The following is a 25,962-nucleotide window of genomic DNA, read 5'->3' as shown; positions in this document are numbered from 1 at the left end:
GTGGAGATGTTGCCGAAACCCCCTTAGAATGAAGCCCTAGCATGAGGAGGCCGGGAAATGAACGGTTTGAAAACAGCAGTTTTGCTTTGTTGCTTTTTGGTACCGCTGCACGCGGACGTCATTGTATTGCGAAACGGCAAACAAATGATTATTCACGGAAGTTACGAGGTCAAAGGCCAGTACGTCGTTTTCCAGACTGAGAAGAAGGAAACCCTGCAGCTTCCTCTCAAACTTGTTGACATCGAGAAATCCAAGCTGGCGACGGCCGAGTTACACGCCAAGTTGGAAGCCGAGGAAAAGGCCCGAAAAGAAGCCGAGCAATTGGCACTCAACCCGCCCAAGAAGGGGTTGACCATGGCTGAGATCGCTGAAATCGTTCAGAAGAACCGTACCGGCGACAACCCGATGAAAGAAAACGTGACCATCGGCAGCGACACCTTGCAAAATTATTCGGATGACAACCCACGTCCTACCCAGTCCGAGGCCGAATTTGCCGGACCGCGCGGCGATACCACTTTAAACGCGAACGTGCGTCAACAAAAAGCCGGTGAGTTTGCCGGCGCCATGGCCGAACTGGAGAAAAAAGAGAACTTGCTGCGTCAACGGGCAGAGTCATTGCGTAGCAACATTGCCGCTTACGATTCCACCGCCTTTGCCGACGGCCCCACCAACCTTTACGAGCAAGGTGAGCGGGCGCGTGCCGAGTTGCAAAAGGTTGAAGCCGAGCTGGAAGAAGTCGCCAAACAGAAGCGTGAGGTAGACACCCAAGCCCGCAAGGCCGGCGTCAAAAACTACAAACGCATCAACAAAAAGATGGGTGATAAGAATTAAACCTAAGAAGCGGCGTCGTCTGCTGCTGACCGCTCATTGTTTTCCTGGGCCGATGCTTGCTATTTTGCGGGGATCGGCCTTTTTTGGTAGCTATTTACACCTTGGCTCCGTACAATGTGGGTGCCCGCATTTCTCATCCGCGTTCGCTTGGCGGCGATGGATTGAAGAATGTTGATGAGAAATGTGGGCGTCGACGGACCGGTTCCGTTGTGACGTTGTTGAAAAAGGATCGATACGATCATGATTGTTGTTTACCGCACCGGTCGGGCACGAACCTGAAGTGCGCCGGTTTTAGGTTGCCTATGAAACCATCATCCAAGCAGCACTTGGTGAAGGCGACCGCGACCTCGGATGATTCAAGCCGCGAGGCACGTCTCAATCAGGATTCGCCACCATGGGCACCTGCTTTTGCCTCGAACGGTTTTCCCACGCCAAAGACCAACCGTATGTTGGTCTTTTTCCAGCCGACCCGGAACGAAACGGGTCGGGTTCACACCCCGAAAAACGATGTTATTTGGTGGCGTCACCCCAAAGCGGTGATGCGTTTTTTCGGTAGGTTAATGTTTAGAAAGCCCATGCACGTCACCGCCGCGTTGCATGAATTTCAGAGAACAGCGCGATTTTCTAACCAACGCGCTCACGCCGCCTTGTTGTGCGGCCCGAATAATTAGGTACATTGTCATATGAAAATAGAATTTGAAACACAGATCCTTCAGTATCTCGGACGTCAAGAAGATCCGATTAAGCTGAAAAACATTTTGAAAGCATTGGGCTTACCGCCCAACGACCGCCAGTTTATCCGCCAAATCCTCAGGGAAATGATGAAAGAGGGCAAGGTGGTTAAAAACGGCTCCTTCTATTGGGTTCCCAATGGAAAAGAAAGTGCTCGTGCCGTTAAACGCGAGAAAACCCGCGCGCGCGACGAAACCGTTGGGCGCTTGTCCATTGCCAACGCCGGTTACGGTTTTGTCGCCGTCGAGAAGGGCCGCGACTGGATGATTCAGGAGGAAGACCTCAACGGTGCCCTGCACGGCGACATTGTGCGGGCGCGCAAGCGGCGCGGCGATGCCTACGGCCGGGTGCGCGCCGAGATTATCGGCGTTGAAAGTTACGGGGTTTCCGTTTTGGTGGGCATCTATCAGCCGATTGCCGGGAAAATCGTGTTTACCCCGTTCAGTGATTACAACCTCGACCCCGACCGATTGGTGGGCGAACCCGAGAAGGTGACGCCTGGATTAATCGCCACCTTTAAGCGTGACGAACGGGGTTTGTTTGAATTCGACAGCGTGCTCGGTTCCTACGAGGACCCGGTCGTCGACGAGGCGATTGTGTTGGCGGAAAACGAGATTCCCGGCAGCTTTGATCCCCGCGTCATGGAGCAGGTTGCAGATTTTAACCCCGCCTACGAATTTGAGCTGGGTGATCGGCGCGATTTTCGTGACGAAATGGTGTTTACCGTCGACGGTGCCACCGCGCGTGACTTTGACGACGCCCTGCACTTCAAACAACTCGGGCAAGGTGACATTGAGGTCGGCATTCACATCGCGGATGTGTCGCATTTCGTTGAAGAGGACAGTCCGCTCGACCTGTGGGCGCGGGCACGGGGCAACAGTACCTACCTGCCGCACAAGGCGATTCCCATGTTGCCGCAAATTCTGTCGAACGAGTTGTGTTCGCTGAAACCCAACGTGCCGCGTTATACCTTGTCTTGCGTGGTGCGGCTTGATCAAGACGGCGTGGTTAAGGATTGGGAACTCTGCAAAGGCTTAATTTGCAGCAGTTATCGCCTGACTTACGAGATTGTTGATGCGGTTTCCGTCCAGGGTGACGCCAACATGCGCGCCGGCTATGAAGAGGTGGTGCCCAGCTTGGACCTGGCGATTTCGCTGTCGCAAAAGATGCGCCGCGAGCGCATTAAACGCGGCGGCTTCAACCTCGACATGGGCGAGGTTCGCATGGAATTGGGCAAGGATCTGTTGATGAAACGGGTTCAGGAAAAACACCAAACCGCCGCCAACCACATGATCGAGGCCTTTATGGTTTTGGCCAACGAGTGTGTCGCCGAGGAGATGAGTGGTTTGGGGATTACCGTGCCCTACCGCATTCACGACCAACCGGACGAGGAGCGGCTCGAGCGTTTGGCCGCGTTGCTTTCGGCCCACGGCGTTGACGTGCCGCATTTTCTGGCCGATGATCCGGCGCGGGCCATCAATACCGTGTTGGCGCAATTGAAAAGCCATGAAAACGCCCAAGTCATGCAGACCCAGGTGCTCAAGGCGATGAAAATGGCGGAATACAACATCGAGAACCGCGGCCACTTCGGCCTCGCCTCTGAATATTACGCCCATTTCACCAGTCCGATTCGACGTTATGCCGATCTGATCATTCACCGCCGCCTGACCGCCGTTTTGGCCGGTGGCAGGGAACGGGTGTTGCCCGAGCATTTCGACGATGAACAGCTGGAGGCCGTTTGCAAGCAGATCTCCAAGCGCGAACGTGCCTCGGCACGTGCCGAACAGACCTTTGTGCAGCTTAAAATGTTGCGTTACCTCAAGGAACATGTCGGCGACGAAATGGAAGGCGTGATCGACGACGTCAAATCCTTTGGTTTGTTTGTGCGGCTCAACGACCTACCTGTCTCCGGCCTGGTCCATGTCGAGACCTTACCCGGCGGCGAATATGAATTCGTGCCCGAAATTCTGGCGCTGGTCGGCGCGCGCAATGGACGGCAGTTTAAGGCCGGCGATCCGCTTAAGGTTCGTTTACTGCGCGTGGATTACATCACCCGCAAAATCGATTTTGAGCCGAGCATGTCCCGTTGGGAAAAGCTTGAAATGGGACCTTCCGCGACCCGTGTCTCCAACCGGCCGCGCCGTTCCGCCAAGTCGGCTGAGCGCGCGCCGCGCGGTAGCCGCGACGGCGGCAGAGGCCAAGACGGTGCGCGTGAGGAAGGTCGCGGTCCGCGCAAAAAGGGGCCGTCCCGCAAGAGCTCGCCCGGGAAACTGTGGGCCAAAAGCAACAAGGGCAAAAAGGGTGGTCGCAAGGGCGGTAAAGGGAAACAGAAATGACCATACAGGCCCCTGTCGCCGCACCTGAACAGGCGACCTGTTTGGTGTGTGGTGGGCCCGGTGAGCACGAGGGACGGTTCGGCGACACCTTTTATCGGGTGACCGAGGCCGAGGTCGATCTTTACCGCTGTCGTCGCTGCCGGTCCGACTTTGTTTGGCCGCTGCCCTCGCGGGCCGAGATCAACGATTTCTACCCGTCGGGATACTGGCAAGAGCAAACCGGTGAATCAAGCCTGATGGCACGTGCCCAACAGGTTTACATTCAAGCCATGCTCAAAGCCGATTTAATGGGTTGGATCGCCCGCCTGAACCTCGCGCCCGGCGCCAAACTCATTGACTTGGGTTGTAGCCGCGGCGATTGGCTCGCGCTCATCGCCGCGGCCGGTTACCAAGTTGAAGGTTTGGAGAGTGATCCCCGCGCGGTCGCGTTTGCGCGCTACACCTTTGGGCTCAAGGTTAGCCAGGGGGATGTGGACGATTGGTCACCGGATCGCGAGGGCTTTGACGCCGTTTGTTTGTTCCACCTGTTGGAACACGTGCGTTCCCCGCGTGGTCTGTTGACCAAAATCCACGGCGCGCTCAAACCCGGCGGCAGCATCTTGTTGCGCGTCCCCAACCGCCATAGCTGGCAAGGCCGCCTGTTCGGCAAACACTGGAAAGGCCTGGAGATTCCGCGCCACCTGTGTTTGTTCGAACCCAAGGCTTTGTTGCGGTTGTTGGAAGAAGTGGGGTTCACCTTGGACCGGTGGTCGACCTGGTCCTTGCGTGACGGCCCACCGGCGGCGTCTTCTTCGCTGTTCCGCCAAGGCGAACCCACCTGGCGGTTGATCAACCGTCGCGGCGGCGGCCTCCCTGTGTTGCTCTACTTGGCGCTTACCTGGGCCGCGGCGCCGTGGGAAGCCTTGGCCGCGTTGTGCGGTGCCGGGAGCATGACCACCATTCACGCGCGCAAGGGTTGAAGCGTCGTGGGCTGGTCTCTGGCTGTTGAGACAGGTGGGTGTCGATCATTATTATTGCGCGGCGGGCGGTGCGCTTTGGTATGATGCGTCGGCGATGCATGATTGGCTCAGTTATTGCTCCTTTCTTTCTCGTTTTATTGTTTGTTGAAGGACACAATTCTATGTACAAAGGACTATCGGTCACCGTGGTGATCCCTTGCCTCAACGAAGAGGACGGCATTCGCGCCGTGCTCGGCGCGGCCCCTGAATGGGTTGACGAGGTCATTGTGGTGGACAACGGATCGACCGACCGAACCGCCGACGTCGCCCGCGAATTGGGTGCATTCGTCGTTAGCGAAGATTTGCGTGGTTACGGCCGCGCCTACATGCGTGGTTTCAAACACGCCAAAACCGATATTATCTGCACCCTCGACGGCGACCACAGCTACCCGATCCACGATTTGGGTAGATTGCTCGACGTGTTTCTCGATTACGAGGTTGATTTCCTGAGCGCCTGCCGTTTCCCCATCCTCAACCAGGAATCCATGAGTTTCAAACACTGGATCGGCAACAAAATTCTTTCCTTTGCCATGGCGCTTTTGTTCCGCTTCCCGATTGAGGACAGTCAGTCCGGTATGTGGGTCTTCCGCCGCAACATCCTCGAGAAAATTAACCTCACCTCACCCGGGATGGCGTTTAGCGAGGAGATCAAAATCGAGGTCATTCGCAATCCAGAGGTGCGTTTCAAAGAGGAGCACATCAAGTATTCCGCGCGCAAAGGCGAAATCAAATTGCAGCCTTACCGTGACGGAATTCGCAACCTGCTTTTCCTCGCCCGCAAACGGTTTTTGGGGTAAACGCCGGTGCGTGTTTCCGTGATTGTGGTCAACTGGAACGGCTTGCATCTGTTGCCGTCCTGTCTCGCCGCGCTGCAACGCCAAACCCGGCCCGCCGATGAAATCATTGTGGTCGACAATGCCAGTGAAGACGGTTCCCAGGCATGGCTACAACAGCAGGAAATTCCTGGCTTGAGAGCGGTCTTTCTGGCTGAGAATACTGGATTTAGCGGCGGGAACAATGCGGGATATCGCGTCGCGAGCGGCGACGTGGTGGTGCTGCTCAACAACGACGCGGAGCCCGAGCCGACTTGGCTGGCGGAGGCCTTGCCTTTGTTTGAAGACGCGCGCGTCGGCATGGTCGCCTGTAAAATTCTGCGCGCGGATCGCACCCATATCGACAAGGTCGGCCATCTGATTTACCGCGACGGCCAAAACCGCGGTCGCGGGACCGGCCAGGTCGACCGCGGCCAATACGATGGGAGCGACGAGGCCTTGTGGCCCGACGGTTGTGCCGCCTTTTATCGGCGCAGCGCGTTGGAATACTGCCGTACCGCCGAGGGTTTGTTTGACGACGACTTTTTCCTCTACGCCGAGGATGCCGAATTGGGCATGCGTTTGCGCTGGGCCGGTTACCAGTGCCGCTACCAACCGCGTGCCGTGGTGATTCACCAACACTCCGCCACCCTGGGCAAATTCAGCGCTCGCAAGCTGTATTTCATAGAGCGCAACCGATTGTGGCTGGCCGTGAAAACCTTTCCGCTTGATTGGTTGCTGCTGGTGCCCTGGTTCAGCTTGCTCCGCCACCTTGCCAACGCCTGGGCCGTGCTGCGCGGTAAAGGCGCCGCGGGTGGTGCCGCGGGCGATATCGGCACCGCGGCCATGTTGGGTGCGCTGGTCAAAGCCCACTGGCACGCTCTGCTGAAACTGCCGCGTATGTGGTCCAAACGCAGACATTTGGTGCGAAAATTGGGCAGTCGCGAGATGAAATGTGTGCTGCGTCACTATCGCATTTCTTTACGTGAATTGACGCTACAGGATTAGCCTGAACACGGTTAAGGTGTGGCCGGACCTGCGCTTCCGCGGCCATTTCTGTTTTTCCTTCGCGCACCATCGTTAAGCGAAGGGTGGTCAAGGGTGTTAAAACCTAAGAAGCGCGATAACTCGCGGCGATTTTAGCTAAACCTCTGGGCTGCAACGGTCTGTGAAAATGCTCACCGCACCCATTGGGTGGGCGTCGTGCGCAACCCCGGCCCGCTTTTCCCAGACCATTTCGCTCCAGATCTTTAGCCAAAATCCCTCACGCTTATCGCGCTTCTTAGGTAAAAACGCGGGTTTTTTCAGAGGAATCCCTTCTGTTTGGCGACCTTTAGCCGGCCGCTTAACCCGCGCTCGGCCTTTGCTTTAAGGATCAACCCTTATAAATGCGGGTTAGCGGTTGTTCCTACCTAGGGGCAATGCTAGAATCGCCTAGTCCACCATGCAAAAACTGACGCTCTTTTTACCAACATGTACTTTGATTATCTTGACTTGGAGGGCATTCACCCCATGATTCGAGCACTTACTTTTGCCTTAATTCTCGGTTTCGTTTTGTCGCCGGCACACGCAAGCGACAATCTGGAGGACATCAACTTTCCATTGAACTCCTCCGTTGTTGTGGATGGCTTTCAAGGCCTAGACCTCCTTGCCGCGGTCATGAAAAAACACAACAACCTCGATCTGGAAGTCGTGGGTTACACCGACTCCATCGGAACCACCGCTTACAACAAACGGCTTAGCCTGCAACGTGCCAACGCCGTTAAAAGTTACTTGGAAGGCAAAGGCGTCACCGGCGCCAAGATTGCGACCAGCGGCGAAGGCGTTGATTCAACGCACAACAACCAAAACCGCGAAGGTCGCTTCCAGAACCGTCGGGTCAGCCTTTTCCTATTTGAAACCACCAACGGTACGCGTCGCAAAGTCAGCTACGAGCGTCTGCTGTTTTTGTTCTTTGGCAAAGCTGAATTTGCCGAGGCGCAAGCCGAATCCACCAGTGGCGGCATGGCCTTGGGCAAACAGGACGAGATCCTGAAAAAGTTGTCCGACCTCGAAAAAGAGGTTCAGGCGCTGAAAGACAGCTTTAATCTGCCTGACTCCGGCAACGGCACCGCCGCGCCGGTTGCCATCGGTCACGGTGGTGTTTCCGGCAAATGGAACGCCCCGGACAACGTGTCCGGTGTGAGCTTCGGTTTGGGCATGGACAACGACAACAAGTTCACCGGTCGCCTCGAAGGTTTGTACTTCAAACCCGTCTCTGAACACTTTGCCGTTCAGTTACAAGGTGATGTGAACTATTACGACAACCGCGAAGAAGAGGGTCAATTCGACGCCGCCTTCGTTTACCAACAGGGTTACTTCAAAATCGCCGCCGCCGGTTCTTACAAATACGCCAGCATCGACGGCTTTGATACCGCGCGTATGGGTCAAGGTGCTTTGATTGCCGATATCCAGTTAGAGCGCGGTAAGGTCGGTTTGTTTGCCACCAGCGCGTTTGCCGACGGCGACGTGCTTGCGACCACCCAAATCTTCAACACCAATCCCGCCGGCGTGGCCACCCAAACCGCATTTGCCAATGAATGGTACGTGAACGTGCCCAACCAATACGGCATGCACTTTGGTTTTTCCATGACCGACACCGTGGATTTCAGCGGTCACTTCGGTGCCATTGACGGTGAATCCGACGCCAGTTTGTCCGCGAGCCTGAAACTCGACGTTTTGATCCGCGACAACTTCTCTTGGTACCTGTCTGCCGACATGAACGAATCGCACCTCATCAACGACGACGATTCCTTCCGTTACTTGGCCGGTATCAAAATGGGTTCCTGGGCCTCTAACCGCTACCGCGCGACGCCCGGCCTCTCACCGGTTGATATTCCTCGCGTTCGTTACGAAATCCTGGCCCGTCGCATTCGCAACGGCAACACCGCGCCGATTGCCGAAGCCGGTGCTTCCCGCACCGAGGTTCCCGCCGGCACGGTTGTCCTGGACGGTTCGCAATCCTACGATCCCGAGGCCGATGCGCTCACCTACCAGTGGGTCCAAACTTCCGGTCCCTCGGTCGAAATCCAAAACGCGGAAAGTGCCCGCGCTCAGTTCACCGGTGTTGCCGGCGAAACCTACGCCTTCCAGTTGACCGTTCGTGACAACTTCGGCGGCTCTTCGTCCGACCTGGTTCGCATCCAAATGGAAGCGGCCCCCATCCCGGTTCCCACCGTTTCCTTCTTCCGCGCCACCCCCGACACCATCGACCTCGGCGGCATTTCCAACTTGTCTTGGAACGTGACCGACGCTGATTCAGTGGAAATCTCCGGCATTGGCGTGGTTGACGACAGCGGTGTGTTGTTCTTGAGCCCCGAGGCCACCACCACCTACACCTTGACCGCAACCAACGTGACCGGTTCCGTTACCGCGGAAGTGACCGTGACCGTGCGTCAATTGCCGACGCCGACCATTGGTTTCTTCACCGCGACCCCGGACGACATCAAGCAGGGTGAATTCACGACCTTGTCTTGGTCGACCCAAAACGCCGAAACCGTCACCATCAGCAACTTGGGTCAAGTGGCTGCAACCGCCACCGTCATCCTGACGCCTGAAGCAACCGTCACCTACACCTTGACCGCGACCAACAGCGCCGGCTCAGCCACCGCGGAAGTCACGGTTAACGTGGGTCCCCCCAACCAACCGCCCATCGCGGCGGCCGGCGCCGACCAATCCTTCTTTGGTCAGCGGGTGGTTACCCTCGACGGTTCTCGTTCGTTTGATCCCGACGGCGACGCGCTCACCTACCAGTGGACCCAGCTTTCCGGCCTGCCGGTTGAGTTGACCGGTGGCGACACCGCAACGCCTACCTTCACGGCCACGCGCGGCAGCTACGAGTTCCGCTTGATCGTTCGCGACACCAGCGGTAGCTTGGCCACCGACGATGTCCGCATCACCGTGGTTGAGTTCAAACGATAAGCCACCGGCGCCGCAACCATTGCGGCGCTTCCTACAACCTAAGAAACCGAGCACCCTCCGTCAGTTTTTGGCGGGGGGTTTCTTTTTGGTGTGCCCGGCAGGGCATACCAAAAAGAAGAATTAGATCCCTTGCCTGTCAGCGGGAGGGGTTCGCCGAACGGATTTGGGGCACGTTGCGAGGCGAGTGCTGAAGGAAATGGAATGGTCGAGGTTTTTTGACGGGCGTTACGGCCTCAGGTGAGAACCCGCCTTGGCCCGAGTCCGCTTTCGGTTGAGCGGGGTGAATTCGGGTCAGGTTGTTCCGTTCCCAATCGACGCGGTCGTTTTACCGGATGAGATGACCCTGTTTAGGACCCACCCGAGGACGCGACGAAAGGAATCGCATCTTCAGATTGAATTGCGGCGAGGATTTCCGGTATTTGGGTTGAGAAGGATGTGCCGTCGTCCCGGTTACGCCGCCTCGTTGGCGCGCCCGTAATTTGATCGGATTTGCGTGAGGAACTGTTCCACCGTGGCTTTTAATGCTTCCGATGTTTGAGCCGTGGTGGCGGCGATGTCCAGCACCGTGCTGGAGGTATGCCCGGCAACCGTTGCGCCTTCCTTGACCTCTTGAATAATCGCCGACACTTGCTGCACACCTTTGCTCGCCTCAAAAATGCTTCGATTGATACTTTCTGACGTCGTGTGTTGTGCTTCGACCGCACAGGAAACACTTGTGACCGACTCATCGATGCCCTTCATGACCGCATCGATTTGGCCGATGACTTCCAAGGAACCGGCGTAGGCCGATTGGATTTCGTCAACTTTTTTGCTGATATCGGCTGTTTTTTCAGCCGTCTCCGCTGCAAGGTTTTTGACTTCTTCGGCCACAACGGCAAAGCCCGCACCTGCTTTGCCCGCGCGTGCCGCCTCAATGGTCGCATTGAGCGCCAATAAGTTGGTTTGCTCGGCGATTTTTTGAATCGATACGACAAAATCATCAATGCTCCGAATACGTTCATTTAAATTGATGAAGGTGGTATTCGCCTTTTCCACATAAGTCATCCCATCCTTTGATTTGGACTGGGCCGTTATGATTTGGTCGCTGATGGCGTCACTGGACGACACCATCTCTTTCATTTCCTGTGAGACGAGGGTCACACTGGTGCTCGATTGTTCGGAGGCGGAAGCCACGGTGACACTTGCATCGGTTGTTTCCCGTGCAACATCTTTCATATCGGCCGAGGATTGTTTCATTTTGGTCGAAGAGGAGACCAGGCTGTCAATGAGATGGGAGATTTGAGAATCGAATCTGTCGGCAAGTTCCATGATCGCGCGCTGGTGCGCTTCTTTGGCGATGGCTTCGCGCTGTGTGTGGTCTTTCCGGGTCTTAGCCAAAGCCTGTTCCTGTTGTTTCATTTCAATGGCATTGTCTTTAAACACGTTTACGGCACGGGCCATATCACCGATTTCATCAGATCGGTCCAAGTCTGGAACCTGGAATTCTAGATTGCCTTTTGCCAAATTCGTCATCGTGTCCGTCATATTGGCTACCGGCTCGGCAATGATTTTGCCGATTTTTGTAGCTAGAAAAATGCCGATACCTATAATTAAGAGAACCTTTAAAATAATGGTGAAAAAAGATTGGGTAAATTGCGCCGATGCCTCTTGACCAAGTCTATCTTGGAACTGTTTGTTCTCTAATTTTAGTACCTCTAGTTCGTCGGCAAGTTGCGGGCCTACGACATCAAGGACCGTGCTGACAATTTGATTTCTTTTCTGGGATAATTCCACAACCTCCTTAAAGGTGGTTTCATACCCACGTGCCATTTCAATAAGCTCGTTGGATAGTGCTCTTCGTTTTGGGTTCTGAAGTTCTCGTTTCATCTCTGACGCAAGCCTGGCGAATTCCTGCAATTCTTTTTCCGCGCGCGTTGCGTTGTCGGGGATGTTATCCACCAAGAAACGGTTTGCATACAGGCGTGCAAGCAACAAACTCCTTAGGTTTAAGCCGGCAAGATAAGAGGCGGTGGAGTCCTTATCTTCAAAGGCACTTTTCATGATCGCCGTTATATTTTTCTCAGCCCGCGGACCCAGATCATTTAATTGACCGATGAGTTTTTCCCGGTCCCGTGATAGATTGGCGACTTCTGTGAACGAGTTATCATAAGATGCTATCGTCGATTTCGCTTTAGATATGGTTTTTACGGCATCGCCGCGCAAGAATAATTTTTCAGTTTCGCTGATCATGTCCGCGGTTTTTTTTATGCGTTCGTGGACTTCGTCTTCTGCTGAATCCTTCTGGCTAATCAGGAAATCCTTAGCATTTAAACGAGCCGTGAGAAGATTCGCTTGTACACGCCCCATTTGATTGGTCTGTAGCGCATAGGAGCGGTATAACTCAAAAACATTATTCGCTTTGTAAAGATCATAGACCGAGAAGATGGAAACAATTACAGTTAGTATCAAGATTGAGCCAAAGCCGATAATCATTTTTGTGCGTATTTTAGCGTGGTCTGTAAAATTTCTAACCCAGAGATATATTTTCATCCTCATGTTTTCCTCGATTTTGTATCTTCTTTAGTGCGGCGAATTTTCGATAGCATTTTGGGGCTCTTGTTTTCCACGCACCGATGCAGCGGTATTAATTAAGGTCTTGTTCATTCGGCTGCTGCTCTCTTACTCGGTTCTGATATTGTAAATCTTAAAAAAGGGGACCGTTTAACGGGTGGGATGCTGATCAGCACCTGGGATCCGCCCGTGGCGGTTTAGTTTCCCCGCGGAACCCACGTTTGAAGGCCGTCGTTGGGTGCCACAATAAAAAGGCCCCGAATCGCATGGATTCGAGGCCTTTTTGTAATTTTATCGGTCTTGGTTGCGGTTTACTTCCTGACCACGAAGTTAATCAGGCGGCCGGGGACGAAGATTTCTTTGATGATTTGGGCGCCGTCCAGATAACCCGCGATTTTATCCAGGGCCTTGGCCTGGGCCAGGGCTGAGTCCTTGTCCGTATCGGCCGCCATTTCCAAGGTATCGCGTTTCTTGCCGTTCACTTGGACCACCATTTGGATCAGTTCCTCTTTGGTGAGTTCCTCCTCAAAGGTGGGCCAGGTTTCCGCCGTGATTGGGGTGTCGTGGCCGAGTCGGTCCCACAGCTCTTCGCAGATGTGTGGGGCAAACGGATTGAGCAGGATCAGCAGGCGGTTGATGATGTCGCGGGGTTTTTGCTTGGCTTTGGTGAGGCTGTTGACCAATACCATCATCTTGGAAATGGCCGTGTTGAAGCGGATGCCTTCGATGTCTCCCGTGACCCCTTTGATGGTTTTGTGGGCCTCTTTGATGAGTTGTTGGTCATTGCCCCAGCCATCGACCAGTGCCGCGTTCAGGTTGTCGTTTTCGGTGTCGAGCACGAGACGCCAGGTGCGTTCGAGGAAGCGGCGCACGCCTTCGATGCTTTGGGTGTTCCAGGGTTTGGACTGCTCCAGTGGGCCCATGAACATTTCGTACAGGCGGAACGAATCGGCGCCGTACTGCGCAACGATGACGTCGGGGCTGACGACGTTGCCCTTGGACTTGGCCATTTTCTCGATTTGGGCCTCGAGTTCCTCGCCGGTTTCGCGGTTTACGAAGGTGCCGGGTTTGGTTTCGTCGACCAAATCGGCGTGGACATACCCGTCCTTGCCGCGGTAGCTCTGCGCCGTGATCAGGCCTTGGTTAACCAATTTGGTGAAGGGTTCCTTGGTGGAAACGAGGCCCGCGTCATAGAGGACCTTGTGCCAGAAACGTGCGTAAAGCAGGTGGAGGACCGCGTGTTCGGCGCCGCCGATGTAGAGATCAACCGGCATCCAGTACTTTTCTTTTTCGAGGTCCCAGGCTTTGTCGCCGTTTTTGGGGTCGATATAACGCAGGTAATACCAGCAGGAGCCGGCCCACTGCGGCATGGTGTTCGTCTCGTACCGCCAGGATTTGCCGTCTTCTTTGAAGTTGACCCAGTCGGTCGCTTTATTGAGCGTGGGCTGGGGATCGTCGCCTTGGGGCGGGCTGTAGTCCTCGACCTCGGGCAATAACAACGGCAGTTGGTCCTCGGGAAGGGCGTGATGGTTGCCTTCCTCATCGAAGCGGATGGGGAAGGGTTCGCCCCAGTAGCGTTGGCGGCTGAACAGCCAATCCCGTAACTTGTAGTTGATGGCGGCTTTGCCCGTGCCGCGTTCTTCCAGCCAGTTGATCATTTTTTCCTTGGCGTCGGCCACATTGAGCCCGTTGAGGAAGTCCGAGTTCACGATCAGACCGTCGCCGATGTAGGCTTCCTTGGTCACGTCGCCGCCGCTGACCACCTCGACGATGGGGATCTCGAACCTGTCGGCGAATTCCCAGTCGCGGGTATCGTGGCCGGGAACGGCCATGATGGCGCCGGTCCCGTAGGACATCAGCACGTAATCGGCGATCCAGATGGGGATTTCCTTGCCGGTGGCGGGGTTGATTGCATTGGCGCCGATGGGCACGCCGGTTTTGTCCTTGGCCTTTTCGGTACGGTCCAGGTCGGACTTACGCGCGGCTTGGTCGCGGTAGGCCTTGACCGCGTCCTTGTGTTCGTCGGGTGTTAAGAGATCGACGAGCGGGTGCTCCGGCGCGAGAACCATGTAGGTTGCGCCGAAGAGCGTGTCGGGTCGGGTGGTAAATACGCGAATGGTTTCGTCGCGGCCGGGCAGGCTGAATACGATGTCGCAACCGCGCGAACGGCCAATCCATTCCACTTGCTTTTTCTTAACGCCCGCGGGCCAGTCAACCAGCTCCAGGTCCTCGATGAGGCGGTCGGCGTATTTGGTGATCGCCAGCACCCACTGGCTCATTGGTTGACGGATGACCGGGTGGTCGCCGCGTTCACTTTTGCCGTCGATGACTTCTTCGTTGGCGAGTACCGTGCCCAGGGCCGGGCACCAATTCACCGGAACCTCGGCGATGTAGGCCAACCCTTTTTTGTAGAGTTGCAAAAAGATCCACTGGGTCCATTTGTAATAGTCGGGATCGGTGGTGTTGACCTCGCGTTCCCAGTCGTAACTGAAGCCGAGCGATTTGAGCTGGCGCTTGAAGTTGGCCACATTTTGGGCCGTGGTAATCGCGGGATGGGTCCCCGTTTTGATCGCAAACTGTTCCGCCGGAAGGCCGAAGGCGTCCCAACCCATGGGATGCAACACGTTAAAACCATTGGCGCGTTTGTAACGGGCCACGATGTCGGTGGCCGTGTAACCCTCGGGGTGGCCGACGTGTAGGCCCGACCCGGACGGGTATGGGAACATATCGAGCACGTAATACTTGGGGCCGGACAAGGACTCGGGTGTTTTAAAACTTTGCTTTTCTTCCCAAAAGGCTTGCCATTTGGGTTCAATGGTTAAATGGTCGTACTTCGGCACTTATCACTCCAGAAGAAAGATCGTACTTAAAGGGCGGGTGATGGGGCTCGCCTGCATGCGGCAAAGATGGGACGGACGCGGTCCCCCCGAACCTTTCCACGTCAGCATGTATTGGCTGGGCCGTTGTAAGGCAAACCCGCGAATGGAACAACGGCAGAATCGACTATTGTACTTTGGTTCCAGAAGCTGGGACAAGTATGGAATGCAATGGGTTAGCCCGCATCTCTCACCCGTTTTCTGCTTCGCGAGCCAAAAAGTCTGCTATCACCACGTTTGCTTGGTCAACCGGCCTTCGACGTAGCCCTGCTACGCCTGTGTCCGGTTTCGGTCGCAAGCCTTGTGCTACCAAACTTTTTGACACGCTTGCGACGAACACGGGTGAGAGATGCGGGCTAGCCCGCGAGCCCGGCTGTACCGTCGATCACACCCGTCTCACCCAGAGTTCTCGCTCGCATTGTTTCCAAGGAATTCTGCGACGAAGCCGAATCCTTGTAAGCAATGCGGGCTAAGAATGGTGTTCTCTGCCGAAGGGGCGCAGGCGGATCAGCAAGTAGGGAAGCAAGGTGACGGCCGCGAACAGGGCCGTTACCATCGCCAAGCTTGTGAAAATCCCGAAATAGATGGTGGGTCGGAAACTGGAGGCAGCCAGGATCATGAAGCCCGCCACAATGGTCACCGAGGTATAGAACATGGCGCGTCCGACGCCGCCGTGGCAGCGGTACAAGGTGGCGCGGTAATCGCGATGGATCTCAAATTCCGCCCGGAACCGATAAACGTAGTGGATGGTGTGGTCCACCGCGATGCCGACACTGACCGCCGCGATGGTGATCGTCATGAGGTCGAGGGGAATGCCCAATAAACCCATAATCCCTAGCACCAAAAAGACAGGAAACACATTGGGGACCAAAGCGATGATCGCGACGGGAAAGGAGCGAAACAAAATCAAGAACATCATTAAAATCGCCAAAAACACCACGCCGATGGTTTTGATCTGGGAATCAAACAAACTTTGCAGCATATTGTTGTAAAGCACGTACATGCCGGTGATGCGCACCTGATCTGCTTCGAACCCAATCTCGTTTATCAGGTGGTTGCGAATGCCGTCCAGCAGTTCCTGCCGCTTGAGGTTGGGGTCACTTTCGACGACCCGCGCCACCAGGCGGACCTGGCGGAAGTCGCGATCAACAAACGGCTCAAGCACCGCCTCCTTGAAACGCGCGGGCAGCGCGGTTTTGAGCATGCCCAGCAGGAAACTGTTGAGGGGGCGGCTGCCCGTGATCTCCTCGGCGACCTTAAGCGTGGCGTCCAGCGACAGCACCTTGCCGACGGCCGACTGTTGTTCCAAGTATTCATGGGCCTGGCGCAATTTGGCGCGATGGGCGGGGTTGATCCAATAATTTTTTTCGCCGCCGTCGATCACGATCTCCAGGGGAACCGTGCCGCCTAGCTTGCTGTCGATCAGCAGCATGCCCTGGTGGATTTCGGTGTTTTCGTGGAAATAATCGATAAAGCGGTTTTCGACACTGAGGCGGGTTGTGCCCCAAACCGAAACGCCCAGGAGCACCAAGGCCGCGATGAACAGCAAGCCGCCGTGGGCATCCGTGAGCTTGGCGAGCCACAGCATCAAAGGGTTTTCGGCCTCGGTTTCGGCTGTTTCGTCGCCGCTCCCCGCCGTTTCCGCGGTCGTCAGCACCAGCAGCGGGGCCAGCACCAGGAAAATGAAGGCGTAGGCGACGGCGATCCCGGCCGTCATCATCAATCCGAAATCCATCACCGGTTTGATCCCGGAAAAAACCAGCGAACCGAAACCAACCATGGTGGTTAACGAGCAGAAGAAGCAGGGGAGGGCCACGTCTACCACGGCCTGTTTGAGTTTGGTACGCGCGTTGCCGGACTGTTTGAGGTTGTCGAAGCGGACCGCGATATGAATGGCCATCGACATGCCGATAATCAGGAGCAGCGAAATGAAGTTGGAAGAAACGACCGTGGCGGGTTTGTCCAGTAGGCCCAGCAACCCGATCATGGTAACCACGACCAGGGCGCAGGTGAGCAACGGCAAAAACACAAAACGTTTGCTGCGGAACACGATCCACAAGGCCAGCGCCAGGAACGCGATCATGCCCGCGCCGAAGACGACCAGGTCGCGACGTACAAATGCGGTCATATCGGCCACGATCATGGGCAAGCCGCCTAGGTACACGTCGGCCGCATCGCGGTGGCGCGCCAAGACCGCGCGAATGTCGGCCACCATTTTTTCCTGTTGCTCGGCCTCGGCCGCGGTGAGCGTGCTTACCCTTTCTTCGAGCTCCGATAATCGCGCGGATTCTTCCGGCGAAAGGGCCGCGCTGCGTCGTGACCCGCGTAACGTCTCGCGCTCGATGATTGCTTCGCTCAGCGGCGGGTTTTTGGTGAGAACCAGTTGAATGGCGGTGGTTTCACCATCACGGCTGATTAACTGTTCGCTGTAAAAGGGGCTTTCGGTGAGTTCCTTGCGCGCGAGGGTTTTGTCCACCCTTTCGTCTTCCAGATTGGGGATCCCGCGCAGCAAGGCGGTAATCGGCAGGGGTGGGCTGAGCAGCAGTGGGGCGTTGAGCATGGAATTCACGTGTTCAACACCGTCTACCTGTTCCAGCTCGTCGACGAGTGCGCGCAATGCCTGCAGGGTCGCGGGTTCAAATAAATCGTGTTTGGGTTGGTAGGCCACCAGCAAAAAAGGTTCGTCTGGAAAGGTTTGTCGGATCTGGATATAGGCGCGCAGGTCGGCGTCGTCCTCAAGAATGAGGGAGTCACTGCCGGAATCGAGCCGAAAAGACGGCATGAAAACCGCGCAGGCCGCCACCACCAGCGCCATTGCGAGGAGGCAGCGGCGGGGATGCGCCAAAACGGCGTTTTCGTATAAGGCGGCGAGGGAGGATGACATGCAAGTTCCTTTTGGGTTGGATTCCGTCGGCATCGGGTGGCGATGCGCTTATTTAACCAGGAGACGCGCCCCAAAACCAGGTGGTTGCGGCGGCAGTCCGGGAGCGGCATCTTCTTTACGCCCAGGTTTGGGAATGGGTTTAGCAGAGAGATCGTCGGGTCGTGCGGCAAACCTCGTGGGTCAATTCGCGGGGATGGGTCGGGCGCGTAAAGCGTGGCGTTAGGTTATCCTTTGGTGGGCTGCATTTCTTGTGGATCCTTTTTTTTGGTTAAGGAGAAATCTGATAAACTGGAAAAATACCAAAACCCCGTGCAGAATCTCAAACACCCGCCGTGCATGACCGCGGGTGGGTTCTCCTCGCACTTGGTCCCGGAGTGCGCCTTGGATTTCGAAATCAACGAAGATGACAGCAACGACCTGGAAAAAGAGGGTCTTGCCTGGAAGCAAGCGACCCGCCTGCGTTCGATCTACTTAGGTTTGGCCGCTTACGGGGTGGCGCTTTTAGTGTGGTTTTTTGCCTACCGCCTCGGCTTTTTGTCGCTACCCGCGCGGGTTGGTATTGCCATCATCAGCTTGCATATCTTCGTTCAAATCGGGTTCATTTTGGTGGTTCGCAAGGGGTGGAACCTGCGTTTTGCAGACGCCAGCCTGACCATGCCCAACATTATTTTGGCCATTACCGTGAATGCGCCCGCGCTCTTTTATATGACCGCCGAAAGTCGCGCCATGATGTTGTTTCTTTTCTTGTTTGGTTTCTATTTCTCCATTTTGCGGTTGACCTACCGGCAGTGCTTCGCGGTGGCCCTTTACAACATCAGTCTGTACTGTTTTGTGCTTTGGGGTGTTTACCTCTGGCGAAATGATCAAATCGACCTGCACCTTGAGGCCTTTAACCTCATGGTTTTTTCGGCCTCGTTGTTGTGGCTGGCCTTTTTTTCCGGTTATACCAGTTTCCTGCGCAAGCGTTTGCGCAAAAAGAATTTAGAAAACCAAGACCTACTCAAAAAGTTGTCTGACCTGGCGGAACGCGACGAATTGACCGGTATCGCCAACCGCCGTAAGTTTTTTGCGCGTGCCGAGGAACTGCGTGCTTGGTGCCTGCGCAAGAACATGAACTATGCGGTGGCGATCATCGATCTCGATCATTTCAAGGCCGTCAACGACAATCACGGCCACGCCGTGGGTGACCGGGTTTTGCAAACCTTTGGCCGCCTTGGCGAAACCGAGCTGCGTTTTTGTGATGTCTTTGCGCGCATCGGCGGCGAGGAATTTGCCGTGATGGTGACCGATACCTCCCAGGAGACCTGCACCGTGGGTTTGGAACGGTTGCAGCATGCCTTTAGCAAAATTCATTTCGGCACCAGTGAAAACAGTTTCCGCGTTTCATTTTCCGCGGGCGTTGCCCTTTCCGACGCGGATGAACCCTTGGAAAATCTGATGGATCGCGCCGACCGCGCGCTCTACCTAGCCAAAGAAAAGGGCCGCAAGCGGGTTGAAATCGCCTGCGACACCCCTGGGCAACTGAGCCGCCAACTCTAATTCGGTCCCCATTGTAAGGGTGACCGGTTCGGAATCGTGCGACGCAGCGTGGCATTGCGGCATCGATCTTGTGGGCGTTAGGCCGCAATGTTTGCTAGTGACGTCGTCGACCACCCGATACATGCCGTGCAAGTAACTGTTTACACAGTTGCCAGTGTCGGTTGACGGTACTTTTTGGTATTTGATAGGCGTCCGCAATTTCCTGAAGCGTCATGTCCTCTAGCAGATAGCAAATGGCAATGTAGGCGTGGTCGGGAAGTGTTTCTATCAAACGCGCCATGGCTTGATGGGCGGTCAGCCGCATTTCCAGAGCCTCATTCGATGTGGCGGCAATCACTTGGAATGGGACGTCCCCGCTCTCCGTTTGCGGTCGCCGTTGCCTTTTGCGGCCTTCGTCAATCAAAATTTGGGTCATCGCCCAGCTTGCAAAGCCTTTGAAGGCTCCGGCAGTTTCCGCTTTTATGGGCTTGCCCTCGGCCCACTTGCGGTACAGGCTGTGAACCAGAGCCGTGGTTTGAAGCATGCCGCCTTGCCGCTCGCGTAGCATTTTGTGGTGCGCAATCGTTTTTAAGTCTTCATAAAAAAACGTAAAAAGCTGGCCAAATGCTTCGGTACTTCCCGCGCGCCATTGTTGAAGCCATGCTTCGACGCGGGGGGCTTCCCTGTTTTCACCTTGATGATGGGACACCATGATGGGTTCTCCTTTTTTTCGATGCAGAACACGTGGCTGATCCTTTTTAGGGGGTGCCTGCACCTTGAAGTATGGTGCTTGTGCTTTCAAGCAGCAGGGGCGAGGAGAACCGAACAACAACACCTCTAACTTCGCCTCAAACATCAAGAAATGCAAGGTGAAAGTCATGGTAATGAACAGGATACGCCTCATTGGGTTTGCCGTTCTCTGTTGTGTTTGTGCCGAGGTTTCGGCGAAAGGCCGTCCGATGCGGCCGTTTGAAATGCAACACAAAGTTCGGGTGATTGAAAATGTTAAGACAGTGGGCTTGCTGATTGACGCACACCCGTTTCGCGAAGATTTGAATGCCGTTCTTGTGGCGGGTTTCCTTAACGACGGGCGGTTGCAAGTTGTCGGTGCAGATGATCTTCAGGACCGGGCGGAGCAGCTTGGTGTGACCTTAGAAAGCTTACCCAGCCGGTCCGATAGTCAGCTGGTTAGCGGTCTGCTTGGGGAGCGTGGCGTGCTATTGCGCTTGCGCATTTTGAATGACAGCCGCCAACGTTTTAGACGCGGCTTTTTTCCACGCAACCAGGCGCTGACTCGGATGACGTACCAAGTGCGCGCCGAAATTCAGGTCCTAAAAACCGGAAAACGTTTCGACCCTCAATTTATTGAAGTTGTCCACGAGGTCACCGATAGCGAACTCAAAGGAACCCCGCGTGGGGCCGTGGCTCAGGCCATTCGGGAACGCTCGCTACAAGCCCTTTTCCGTGAGGTATTAGGTCTCTTTTTACCGGTAACGGAACGTGTGAGCGTTTACTTTTTCAATGATAAAAAATGCAACATGCGCGTGATGGCAGAACACATCGAGCAGGGTGATATGGCCCACGCTTTGGACGTTGGGCTTCAAGCAGCAGCCGATTTGGAAGCCTTTGGCGAGGTGAAGGTCGTGGACCAGAGCCGGCTTCATTTCAACATTGGTGCCTTGTATTTATTCGAGCGTCGCTTCGACAAGGCCCTTTACCACCTGGAGCGTGCCTTTGAATTGGAACCGATTGACGACGGCTTAGCCGTGTTGCTGCTTGCCCGCCGTGCGGCCACCCATGAAGCGAGTACGGCTGCTCGTTTAGAAGAGGACCGCGATCAATTGTTAAGTCAACTGCGCCGGTTAAAGGGTTGGCGTAAAGACGGCCTTATTGATGTTGAAGAGTACCGGGAACAGCGGATGTCGGTTTTACAGGGATATCAGACCGAAGCGGGGTTAACCATGGCCGAGCGGTTAGCCAAGGCCCGTGCGTTGTACGAAGAGAAACTCATCTCCGAAAAAGAGTACAAGCTGCTTAAAAACAAAATTTTCGAGAGCGTGGATCACTGAACCCTCTACCTAAGAAGCGCGATATCTCGCGTTGATTTTAGCGAAACCTCTGGGTTTCAACGGCCTGTAAAAATGCTCACCGCACCCGGCGGGTGCGGTCGTGTGCGACCCCGGTCTGCTTTTTCCAAGCATTTTCGCTCCAGATCTTTCGCGAAAATCCCTCGCTTCAGTGCCTCTTAGGTTCTAGGTTGCTGACCGGCAACCTTGTTTTTTTCAATCTTTTTAATCTGGGTGATCCCTAGGCCGCATGGAACGCACCTCGGTAAATAACAACAGCACGCCGGCAAGGGACCACGGGCGTGGCCCCCATGTCGGAATGCAAAAACATGACCTGACTCGTACGAAGCCGGCCCGCCTCTAAAGGGTGCGATGCGGGTGGATGCAATCGCGCAAATAACGGCGCTGCACACGCCTGGGTCTGGTGCGCGATTTCGCCGCTGAGAATCGCGCCAATCAGGCATCGGTGGGAACCTTTTTAAATTAAGGAGAATGTAATGCAAGGTAAGTTTTGTACCCAGTTCTGTCGGCATGGAATTCAATTGACCCTACTGTTTTTGTTGCTCTTTCAGGGACGCCTTTGGGCGGCTGATGTTGCCGATGGTGTGTGGGGACTCCGCTTCCGATTCAGTCCTGGTTCCGAGGTTTCATCAAGTTTCGGCTCGGGTTCGGCCTTAACTTCGGGCATAGAAGGGATTTATCAGCGAGGCATGGGTGAGTGGGGACGTTTTCCCTGGGGGCTTTCGTTTTCTGCCGGTTTATCTCGGTCTTCGATATCCGAGACGGTAGCAGAAGACTTTCGCTTCGAAGTGACCAACACCACCTTGACCGGTCAGGGGGGCGTCTTTGTGGACCTCTTTCAGAAAGAACGCTGGGACCTTCGGGCGGCCGGCGGTCCGCTTATCATGTGGCTCAATACCGATTTTGAATATGGCGGCCTGTCTGACAGTGTTTCCGAGTTTGAGGTTGCGCTTGGTCTTGAGTTGGTTGCGGGTTACCAATGGAACCAACGTCTGACCCTAACGAGCGGCCTCCACTATGTCACCCAGCCCGACACCACCTCCTCAACGCTCAGTTTGGCGCAAAATTCGTTGAGTTACTCCTTGGGTTGTCGTTACCGCTTTTAACGCGGGGCGCTCACATCGAACGGTTGCGATTCGGGTGGATGCGACTGGGCAAGTACGCCGCCGAGAATCGCGCCATTTCGGCCGAGCGAACCTGGTCTGGGTCAGCTTGCCACCGCGCCAATCATTGGCCGGTGGCGGCACCTCGTTCTCAGGTTTGCGCAACAATCCGGCATCGCCGCGGATGGAGGGAGATTATGGTTCATCGCGGTGTTCTTCGGCGTGCTGGGTGGCGCCGGCGCGGTCTTTTTGGGTGTCACCTGGTTTTCAACCCCGAGGCGCTGTTGCGTTGTCTGGATGCGTGGCGCCGGCGATCAACGGCTATGGGCCTCATGCTCCTGGCGTCCTGCGTGGCGCAACCGGCCATGCCGGTTAGGGTGGAGTATGACTTAACCCCGCGTACCGAAGGCATTAAGGTTCGCCTGCACAACCACGGCCACCGGAGTTTATGGGTGACGGTTGAATTTATCAACCACGAGCGTGGCTTGTCGCGCACCGTCAAATTGTTTTTGCCGGCGGGGGCGGGTCACGAGGTGGGCTGGTATGACGGCTGGAAGTTTGAGCCCGGCGAGTGTGTGCGTATTAAGCATGGTGATTTTCAGGACAAGCACGTTTGCCTTGAGTGATCACCCACTTTGGCAGAGGGACATCCTGTGAAATCGCCGCGTCAGCGCTTCTTTGGTTTAAGTCTGAAACCCATGAAAAAAGTTTGGAGAAGGTGCAATGGAAACCATCCGCCATTACAAGATTCTGAACCTAGTAGGACGGGGTGGCTTTGGCGACGTGTATCAAGCCTTCGATGACAAATTGAAACGTTATGTGGCATTGAAGGTGATTCGAACACCCGATGAGGTTTCCCTTTCGGCTGATAACCGACAGCGCTTTTATCAAGAGGGTAAGATTAGCGGCAAATTAGACCATGAAAATATTGCCGCAATTTACGAAATGGGGGAATGGGAAGGGCGCGCCTTTCTCGTAATGGAATGGATCGAGGGGCGTACGCTGGACAGCGTGATTCGTCGCCATGATCGGTTGAGCCTGACGCGGGTAATTGACTACATGCTTCAAATACGGAATGGTTTGGCCTTCGCCCACGAACATAACGTTGCACACCTTGACATAAAACCCACCAATATTATGGTAACGGCGCAAAACCGCATCAAGATTCTCGATTTTGGCGTTGCCCGTATGCTTGAACATTCGGGTTTGACCCGTCAAGGGTTTGAGGGTTTCACACCTTGGTATGCGGCGCCCGAGCAAGAGCGCGGTGATAAAGCCGACCACCGTGGCGACGTATACGCGGTTGGCGTTGTTTTTCATGAATTACTCACCGGCGCTTTACCCCAAATCAGCCTTGATACGCGTGCCTTAAGCGAGGAGATGTTTCCCGAACGCGACGGGGGTGATGATTCCGACATCGGGGTGCCCTCGCAAAACGCCCCTGATTCAAGCGTCCGGCCTCTTGACCTATTTTTTTACAAAGCGTTGCACCCTGAACCCGATAAACGCTACCAAAGCGTCGAAACGATGTTTGATGATCTCTCGAAAATTTTGGCCGATTTGGAGAACGTACCTGATTATCGCTTTTCGAGCACGCCCGACTTTTGGAAAACACCGGTTACCGAACAGGCTTTTTTATCCATGCAAAAGACACTCAGGGGCGCGCCTTCTCGTTTCAGCAAAGGTCGTCTAAAGTTGGTTTTCTGGATTTTTTGTTTGACCGTTGCTGGTGGATTATGGCCTCTAACGCGTGTTTTGCTGGGGCCGTCCAACGATGGATTGATCCCGTCCTCGCCGCGGATCGAACCGGCCCATGCACGGCAAAGGGACGGACAAGGTGGCTTGAGTGGGGAACAACCCGCGGACAAGGAGCCGGAAGAAGCCGGTGAAGTCGCGGACGCGATCAGCCAATCCGGTGATCACAACATCAGTCAATCAGGTGACAACAATACGGTGATTGGTCGGGATCTCAACATTTTTGGCCAACTGGAACCGGCCGCGCCTAAGGAAGGGCTTGATATTCGTTTGCAGGGTAACCCAGGCGCGACGGGTTCCACCCCGTCAAGCAAACCACGAACGAAGAAACGCATCAGCGGGAATCCCAATCTGCGTACCGATTTAAATGCAGATGTGGTTGCCAAAGAGGTGGAACGTCTTGCGGCGTTGGTGGATCGTTACCAAGACCGTGATCCTGATAAGGCGCTATTTTACCAGGGAAAGATTGTCGAACTTTTGCCGGAAGATACACGGCGGCAACAGCGTTTATTCGAGATGATGCGTGCATCCCTGCCCGACCTGTTCACCCGTTCAGATTTAGCCGCCCTGTTAAAGCGATTCCCTGATAAGAGTCGCCCGTTGTTACTCGAAGCGGATCAACGGGCTTGGCGGGCGCGTTGTTTGCCGCCTACCGGAAAAATTGTAGACTTTCTCCTGCTCTCTGATCAGAACGGTACGGTTCAACGAGGCCGCGGTCGCCTGTCGGGTCGCCACTTTTGGATAAACGGACGTCGGGCTGAAATGCAGGGTAGTTTGGAATACCACTACAGCCCTAATCTATCGCCTTATGACCGTTTTCAATACCTCCATCAGGATGGAAAATTTGCCATAGAAACAGGCTATAGTACTGAATTATTGCCTCGTGCCAAGTTTGCGCGAATGGCTTTCCACGACCACGAATCCCAACGATCTGTCACCGATGAAACCCTGGTTTTTTCTTTTGATGTTGTTTTGCTGACAAAGGGTGCAACACGTCGGCGAAATTTTTTGGGAGAAATCCCCATGCATGCCTTGCTGTCAAAATCCGTGGTGCGGCTGAATTTAGATTTATCTTTTGGGCGAGACGTTTTTTTGATTCACGAGGCGGGCTTTCCACTCTCGTTTTCCGACCGTCGACACAACATCGATTTTCACTCGGGCCGGCGCCTCACCCGAAACCGTGTTTCTCGCCTGAGGGATATCGACCTATTCGTGGGATCTCACATTGTGATCGTGCTTGAGCGGGTGTCCGATGCTGAGACGGATTTTAAGGTTCACTGGTCCGCGATTTCCCTGTCTACCGAGAGCAAAATCATATCGGTTCGCGAGGAGGGTGTTTTTGTAGACGACACCCGACATCCCTATAAGCCGATGGGTGATTTCTTCGGAAGCTCGGCAAACAGCTTGTGACTAACGCGCCTTTCTGGTGAAGGGCAAGCGGGCACAGCGACCGCCGGACACCTGGAACAAGGCTGCTGAATTGTTTGCCGAAATCCTACCCGTCCATTGCGCCTTCTGTG

16 protein-coding genes are annotated in these 25,962 nt (G+C 55.1%); 12 read left to right on the top strand and 4 right to left on the bottom strand.

All coding sequences use genetic code 11. From position 1 onward, the window contains the following. Positions 1-57: 57 nt before the first annotated feature. The 7 genes from J3U88_RS20745 (at position 58) to J3U88_RS20715 (ending at position 9,669) form a co-directional block, all read left to right on the top strand. Entirely contained in the window at positions 58-831 is a 774-nt protein-coding gene (locus J3U88_RS20745) for a hypothetical protein (protein ID WP_207860891.1), read from the top strand. An 83-nt stretch (positions 832-914) separates the two neighbouring features. After that, the gene (locus J3U88_RS20740) at positions 915-1,502 is read left to right on the top strand and encodes a hypothetical protein (RefSeq protein WP_207860890.1); all 588 of its coding nucleotides are present in this window, start codon (positions 915-917) and stop codon (positions 1,500-1,502) included. A 12-nt stretch (positions 1,503-1,514) separates the two neighbouring features. Then, complete coding sequence (locus J3U88_RS20735; protein ID WP_207860889.1) at positions 1,515-3,899, top strand: ribonuclease R family protein; 2,385 nt, start codon at positions 1,515-1,517, stop codon at positions 3,897-3,899. Further along, the gene (locus tag J3U88_RS20730; protein WP_207860888.1) at positions 3,896-4,858 is read left to right on the top strand and encodes a class I SAM-dependent methyltransferase; all 963 of its coding nucleotides are present in this window, start codon (positions 3,896-3,898) and stop codon (positions 4,856-4,858) included. The genes J3U88_RS20735 and J3U88_RS20730 overlap by 4 nt, the downstream gene beginning before the upstream one ends. Positions 4,859-5,019: 161 nt before the next feature. Further along, a complete protein-coding gene (locus J3U88_RS20725; RefSeq protein ID WP_207860887.1) occupies positions 5,020-5,694 on the top strand; it encodes a glycosyltransferase family 2 protein in 675 nt (224 codons plus the stop codon). 6 nt (positions 5,695-5,700) lie between these two features. Further along, positions 5,701-6,717, top strand: coding sequence for a glycosyltransferase (locus tag J3U88_RS20720; protein WP_207860886.1), 1,017 nt, complete (start codon positions 5,701-5,703; stop codon positions 6,715-6,717). Between the two features lie 504 nt (positions 6,718-7,221). Continuing rightward, positions 7,222-9,669, top strand: coding sequence for an OmpA family protein (locus J3U88_RS20715; RefSeq protein WP_207860885.1), 2,448 nt, complete (start codon positions 7,222-7,224; stop codon positions 9,667-9,669). A gap of 450 nt (positions 9,670-10,119) precedes the next feature. Here J3U88_RS20715 and J3U88_RS20710 read toward each other — a convergent pair whose 3' ends face one another. The 3 genes from J3U88_RS20710 to J3U88_RS20700 all read right to left on the bottom strand — a co-directional run bounded on the left by J3U88_RS20710 (position 10,120) and on the right by J3U88_RS20700 (position 17,979). After that, positions 10,120-12,198 (bottom strand): HAMP domain-containing methyl-accepting chemotaxis protein, encoded by a 2,079-nt coding sequence (locus tag J3U88_RS20710; RefSeq protein ID WP_207860884.1) that lies wholly within the window; start codon positions 12,196-12,198, stop codon positions 10,120-10,122. A gap of 332 nt (positions 12,199-12,530) precedes the next feature. Further along, positions 12,531-15,059, bottom strand: a complete 2,529-nt coding sequence (leuS, locus tag J3U88_RS20705; protein ID WP_207860883.1) for a leucine--tRNA ligase — start codon at positions 15,057-15,059, stop codon at positions 12,531-12,533. A gap of 505 nt (positions 15,060-15,564) precedes the next feature. Further along, positions 15,565-17,979 (bottom strand): efflux RND transporter permease subunit, encoded by a 2,415-nt coding sequence (locus tag J3U88_RS20700; RefSeq protein WP_207860882.1) that lies wholly within the window; start codon positions 17,977-17,979, stop codon positions 15,565-15,567. Positions 17,980-18,360: 381 nt separating this feature from the next. On the opposite strand from J3U88_RS20700, the gene J3U88_RS20695 reads away from it, so the two are divergent. Continuing rightward, positions 18,361-19,518, top strand: coding sequence for a GGDEF domain-containing protein (locus tag J3U88_RS20695; RefSeq protein WP_207860881.1), 1,158 nt, complete (start codon positions 18,361-18,363; stop codon positions 19,516-19,518). Positions 19,519-19,612: 94 nt separating this feature from the next. On the opposite strand, the gene J3U88_RS20690 is transcribed toward J3U88_RS20695, so the two are convergent. Then, positions 19,613-20,209 (bottom strand): sigma-70 family RNA polymerase sigma factor, encoded by a 597-nt coding sequence (locus J3U88_RS20690; protein ID WP_207860880.1) that lies wholly within the window; start codon positions 20,207-20,209, stop codon positions 19,613-19,615. A gap of 64 nt (positions 20,210-20,273) precedes the next feature. On the opposite strand from J3U88_RS20690, the gene J3U88_RS20685 reads away from it, so the two are divergent. The 4 genes from J3U88_RS20685 (at position 20,274) to J3U88_RS20670 (ending at position 25,852) form a co-directional block, all read left to right on the top strand. Then, positions 20,274-21,566, top strand: a complete 1,293-nt coding sequence (locus J3U88_RS20685) for a tetratricopeptide repeat protein (RefSeq protein WP_207860879.1) — start codon at positions 20,274-20,276, stop codon at positions 21,564-21,566. A gap of 494 nt (positions 21,567-22,060) precedes the next feature. Further along, on the top strand, positions 22,061-22,690 hold the full coding sequence (locus tag J3U88_RS20680; RefSeq protein ID WP_207860878.1) for a hypothetical protein: 630 nt from the start codon (positions 22,061-22,063) through the stop codon (positions 22,688-22,690). Positions 22,691-23,010: 320 nt separating this feature from the next. Continuing rightward, positions 23,011-23,313, top strand: a complete 303-nt coding sequence (locus J3U88_RS20675) for a hypothetical protein (protein ID WP_207860877.1) — start codon at positions 23,011-23,013, stop codon at positions 23,311-23,313. A 97-nt stretch (positions 23,314-23,410) separates the two neighbouring features. After that, positions 23,411-25,852: a serine/threonine-protein kinase gene (locus tag J3U88_RS20670; protein ID WP_207860876.1), complete on the top strand. Its 2,442-nt coding sequence runs from the start codon at positions 23,411-23,413 to the stop codon at positions 25,850-25,852. Positions 25,853-25,962: the final 110 nt, after the last annotated feature.

The sequence above is a fragment of the Acanthopleuribacter pedis genome, from assembly GCF_017377855.1.
Lineage (GTDB): Bacteria > Acidobacteriota > Holophagae > Acanthopleuribacterales > Acanthopleuribacteraceae > Acanthopleuribacter > Acanthopleuribacter pedis.
The sequence above is the reverse complement of the archived record's forward strand: the minus strand, read 5'-3'. Positions and strand labels throughout refer to the sequence as shown.

Coding starts and splice junctions, on each gene's coding strand:
- J3U88_RS20675 (WP_207860877.1), top strand. CDS start 23,011: ATGGGCCTCATGCTCCTGGCGTCCTGCGTGGCGCAACCGGCCATGCCG.
- J3U88_RS20700 (WP_207860882.1), bottom strand. CDS start 17,979: ATGTCATCCTCCCTCGCCGCCTTATACGAAAACGCCGTTTTGGCGCAT.
- J3U88_RS20690 (WP_207860880.1), bottom strand. CDS start 20,209: ATGGTGTCCCATCATCAAGGTGAAAACAGGGAAGCCCCCCGCGTCGAA.
- J3U88_RS20715 (WP_207860885.1), top strand. CDS start 7,222: ATGATTCGAGCACTTACTTTTGCCTTAATTCTCGGTTTCGTTTTGTCG.
- J3U88_RS20680 (WP_207860878.1), top strand. CDS start 22,061: ATGCAAGGTAAGTTTTGTACCCAGTTCTGTCGGCATGGAATTCAATTG.
- J3U88_RS20745 (WP_207860891.1), top strand. CDS start 58: ATGAACGGTTTGAAAACAGCAGTTTTGCTTTGTTGCTTTTTGGTACCG.
- J3U88_RS20710 (WP_207860884.1), bottom strand. CDS start 12,198: ATGAAAATATATCTCTGGGTTAGAAATTTTACAGACCACGCTAAAATA.
- J3U88_RS20725 (WP_207860887.1), top strand. CDS start 5,020: ATGTACAAAGGACTATCGGTCACCGTGGTGATCCCTTGCCTCAACGAA.
- J3U88_RS20670 (WP_207860876.1), top strand. CDS start 23,411: ATGGAAACCATCCGCCATTACAAGATTCTGAACCTAGTAGGACGGGGT.
- J3U88_RS20730 (WP_207860888.1), top strand. CDS start 3,896: ATGACCATACAGGCCCCTGTCGCCGCACCTGAACAGGCGACCTGTTTG.
- J3U88_RS20735 (WP_207860889.1), top strand. CDS start 1,515: ATGAAAATAGAATTTGAAACACAGATCCTTCAGTATCTCGGACGTCAA.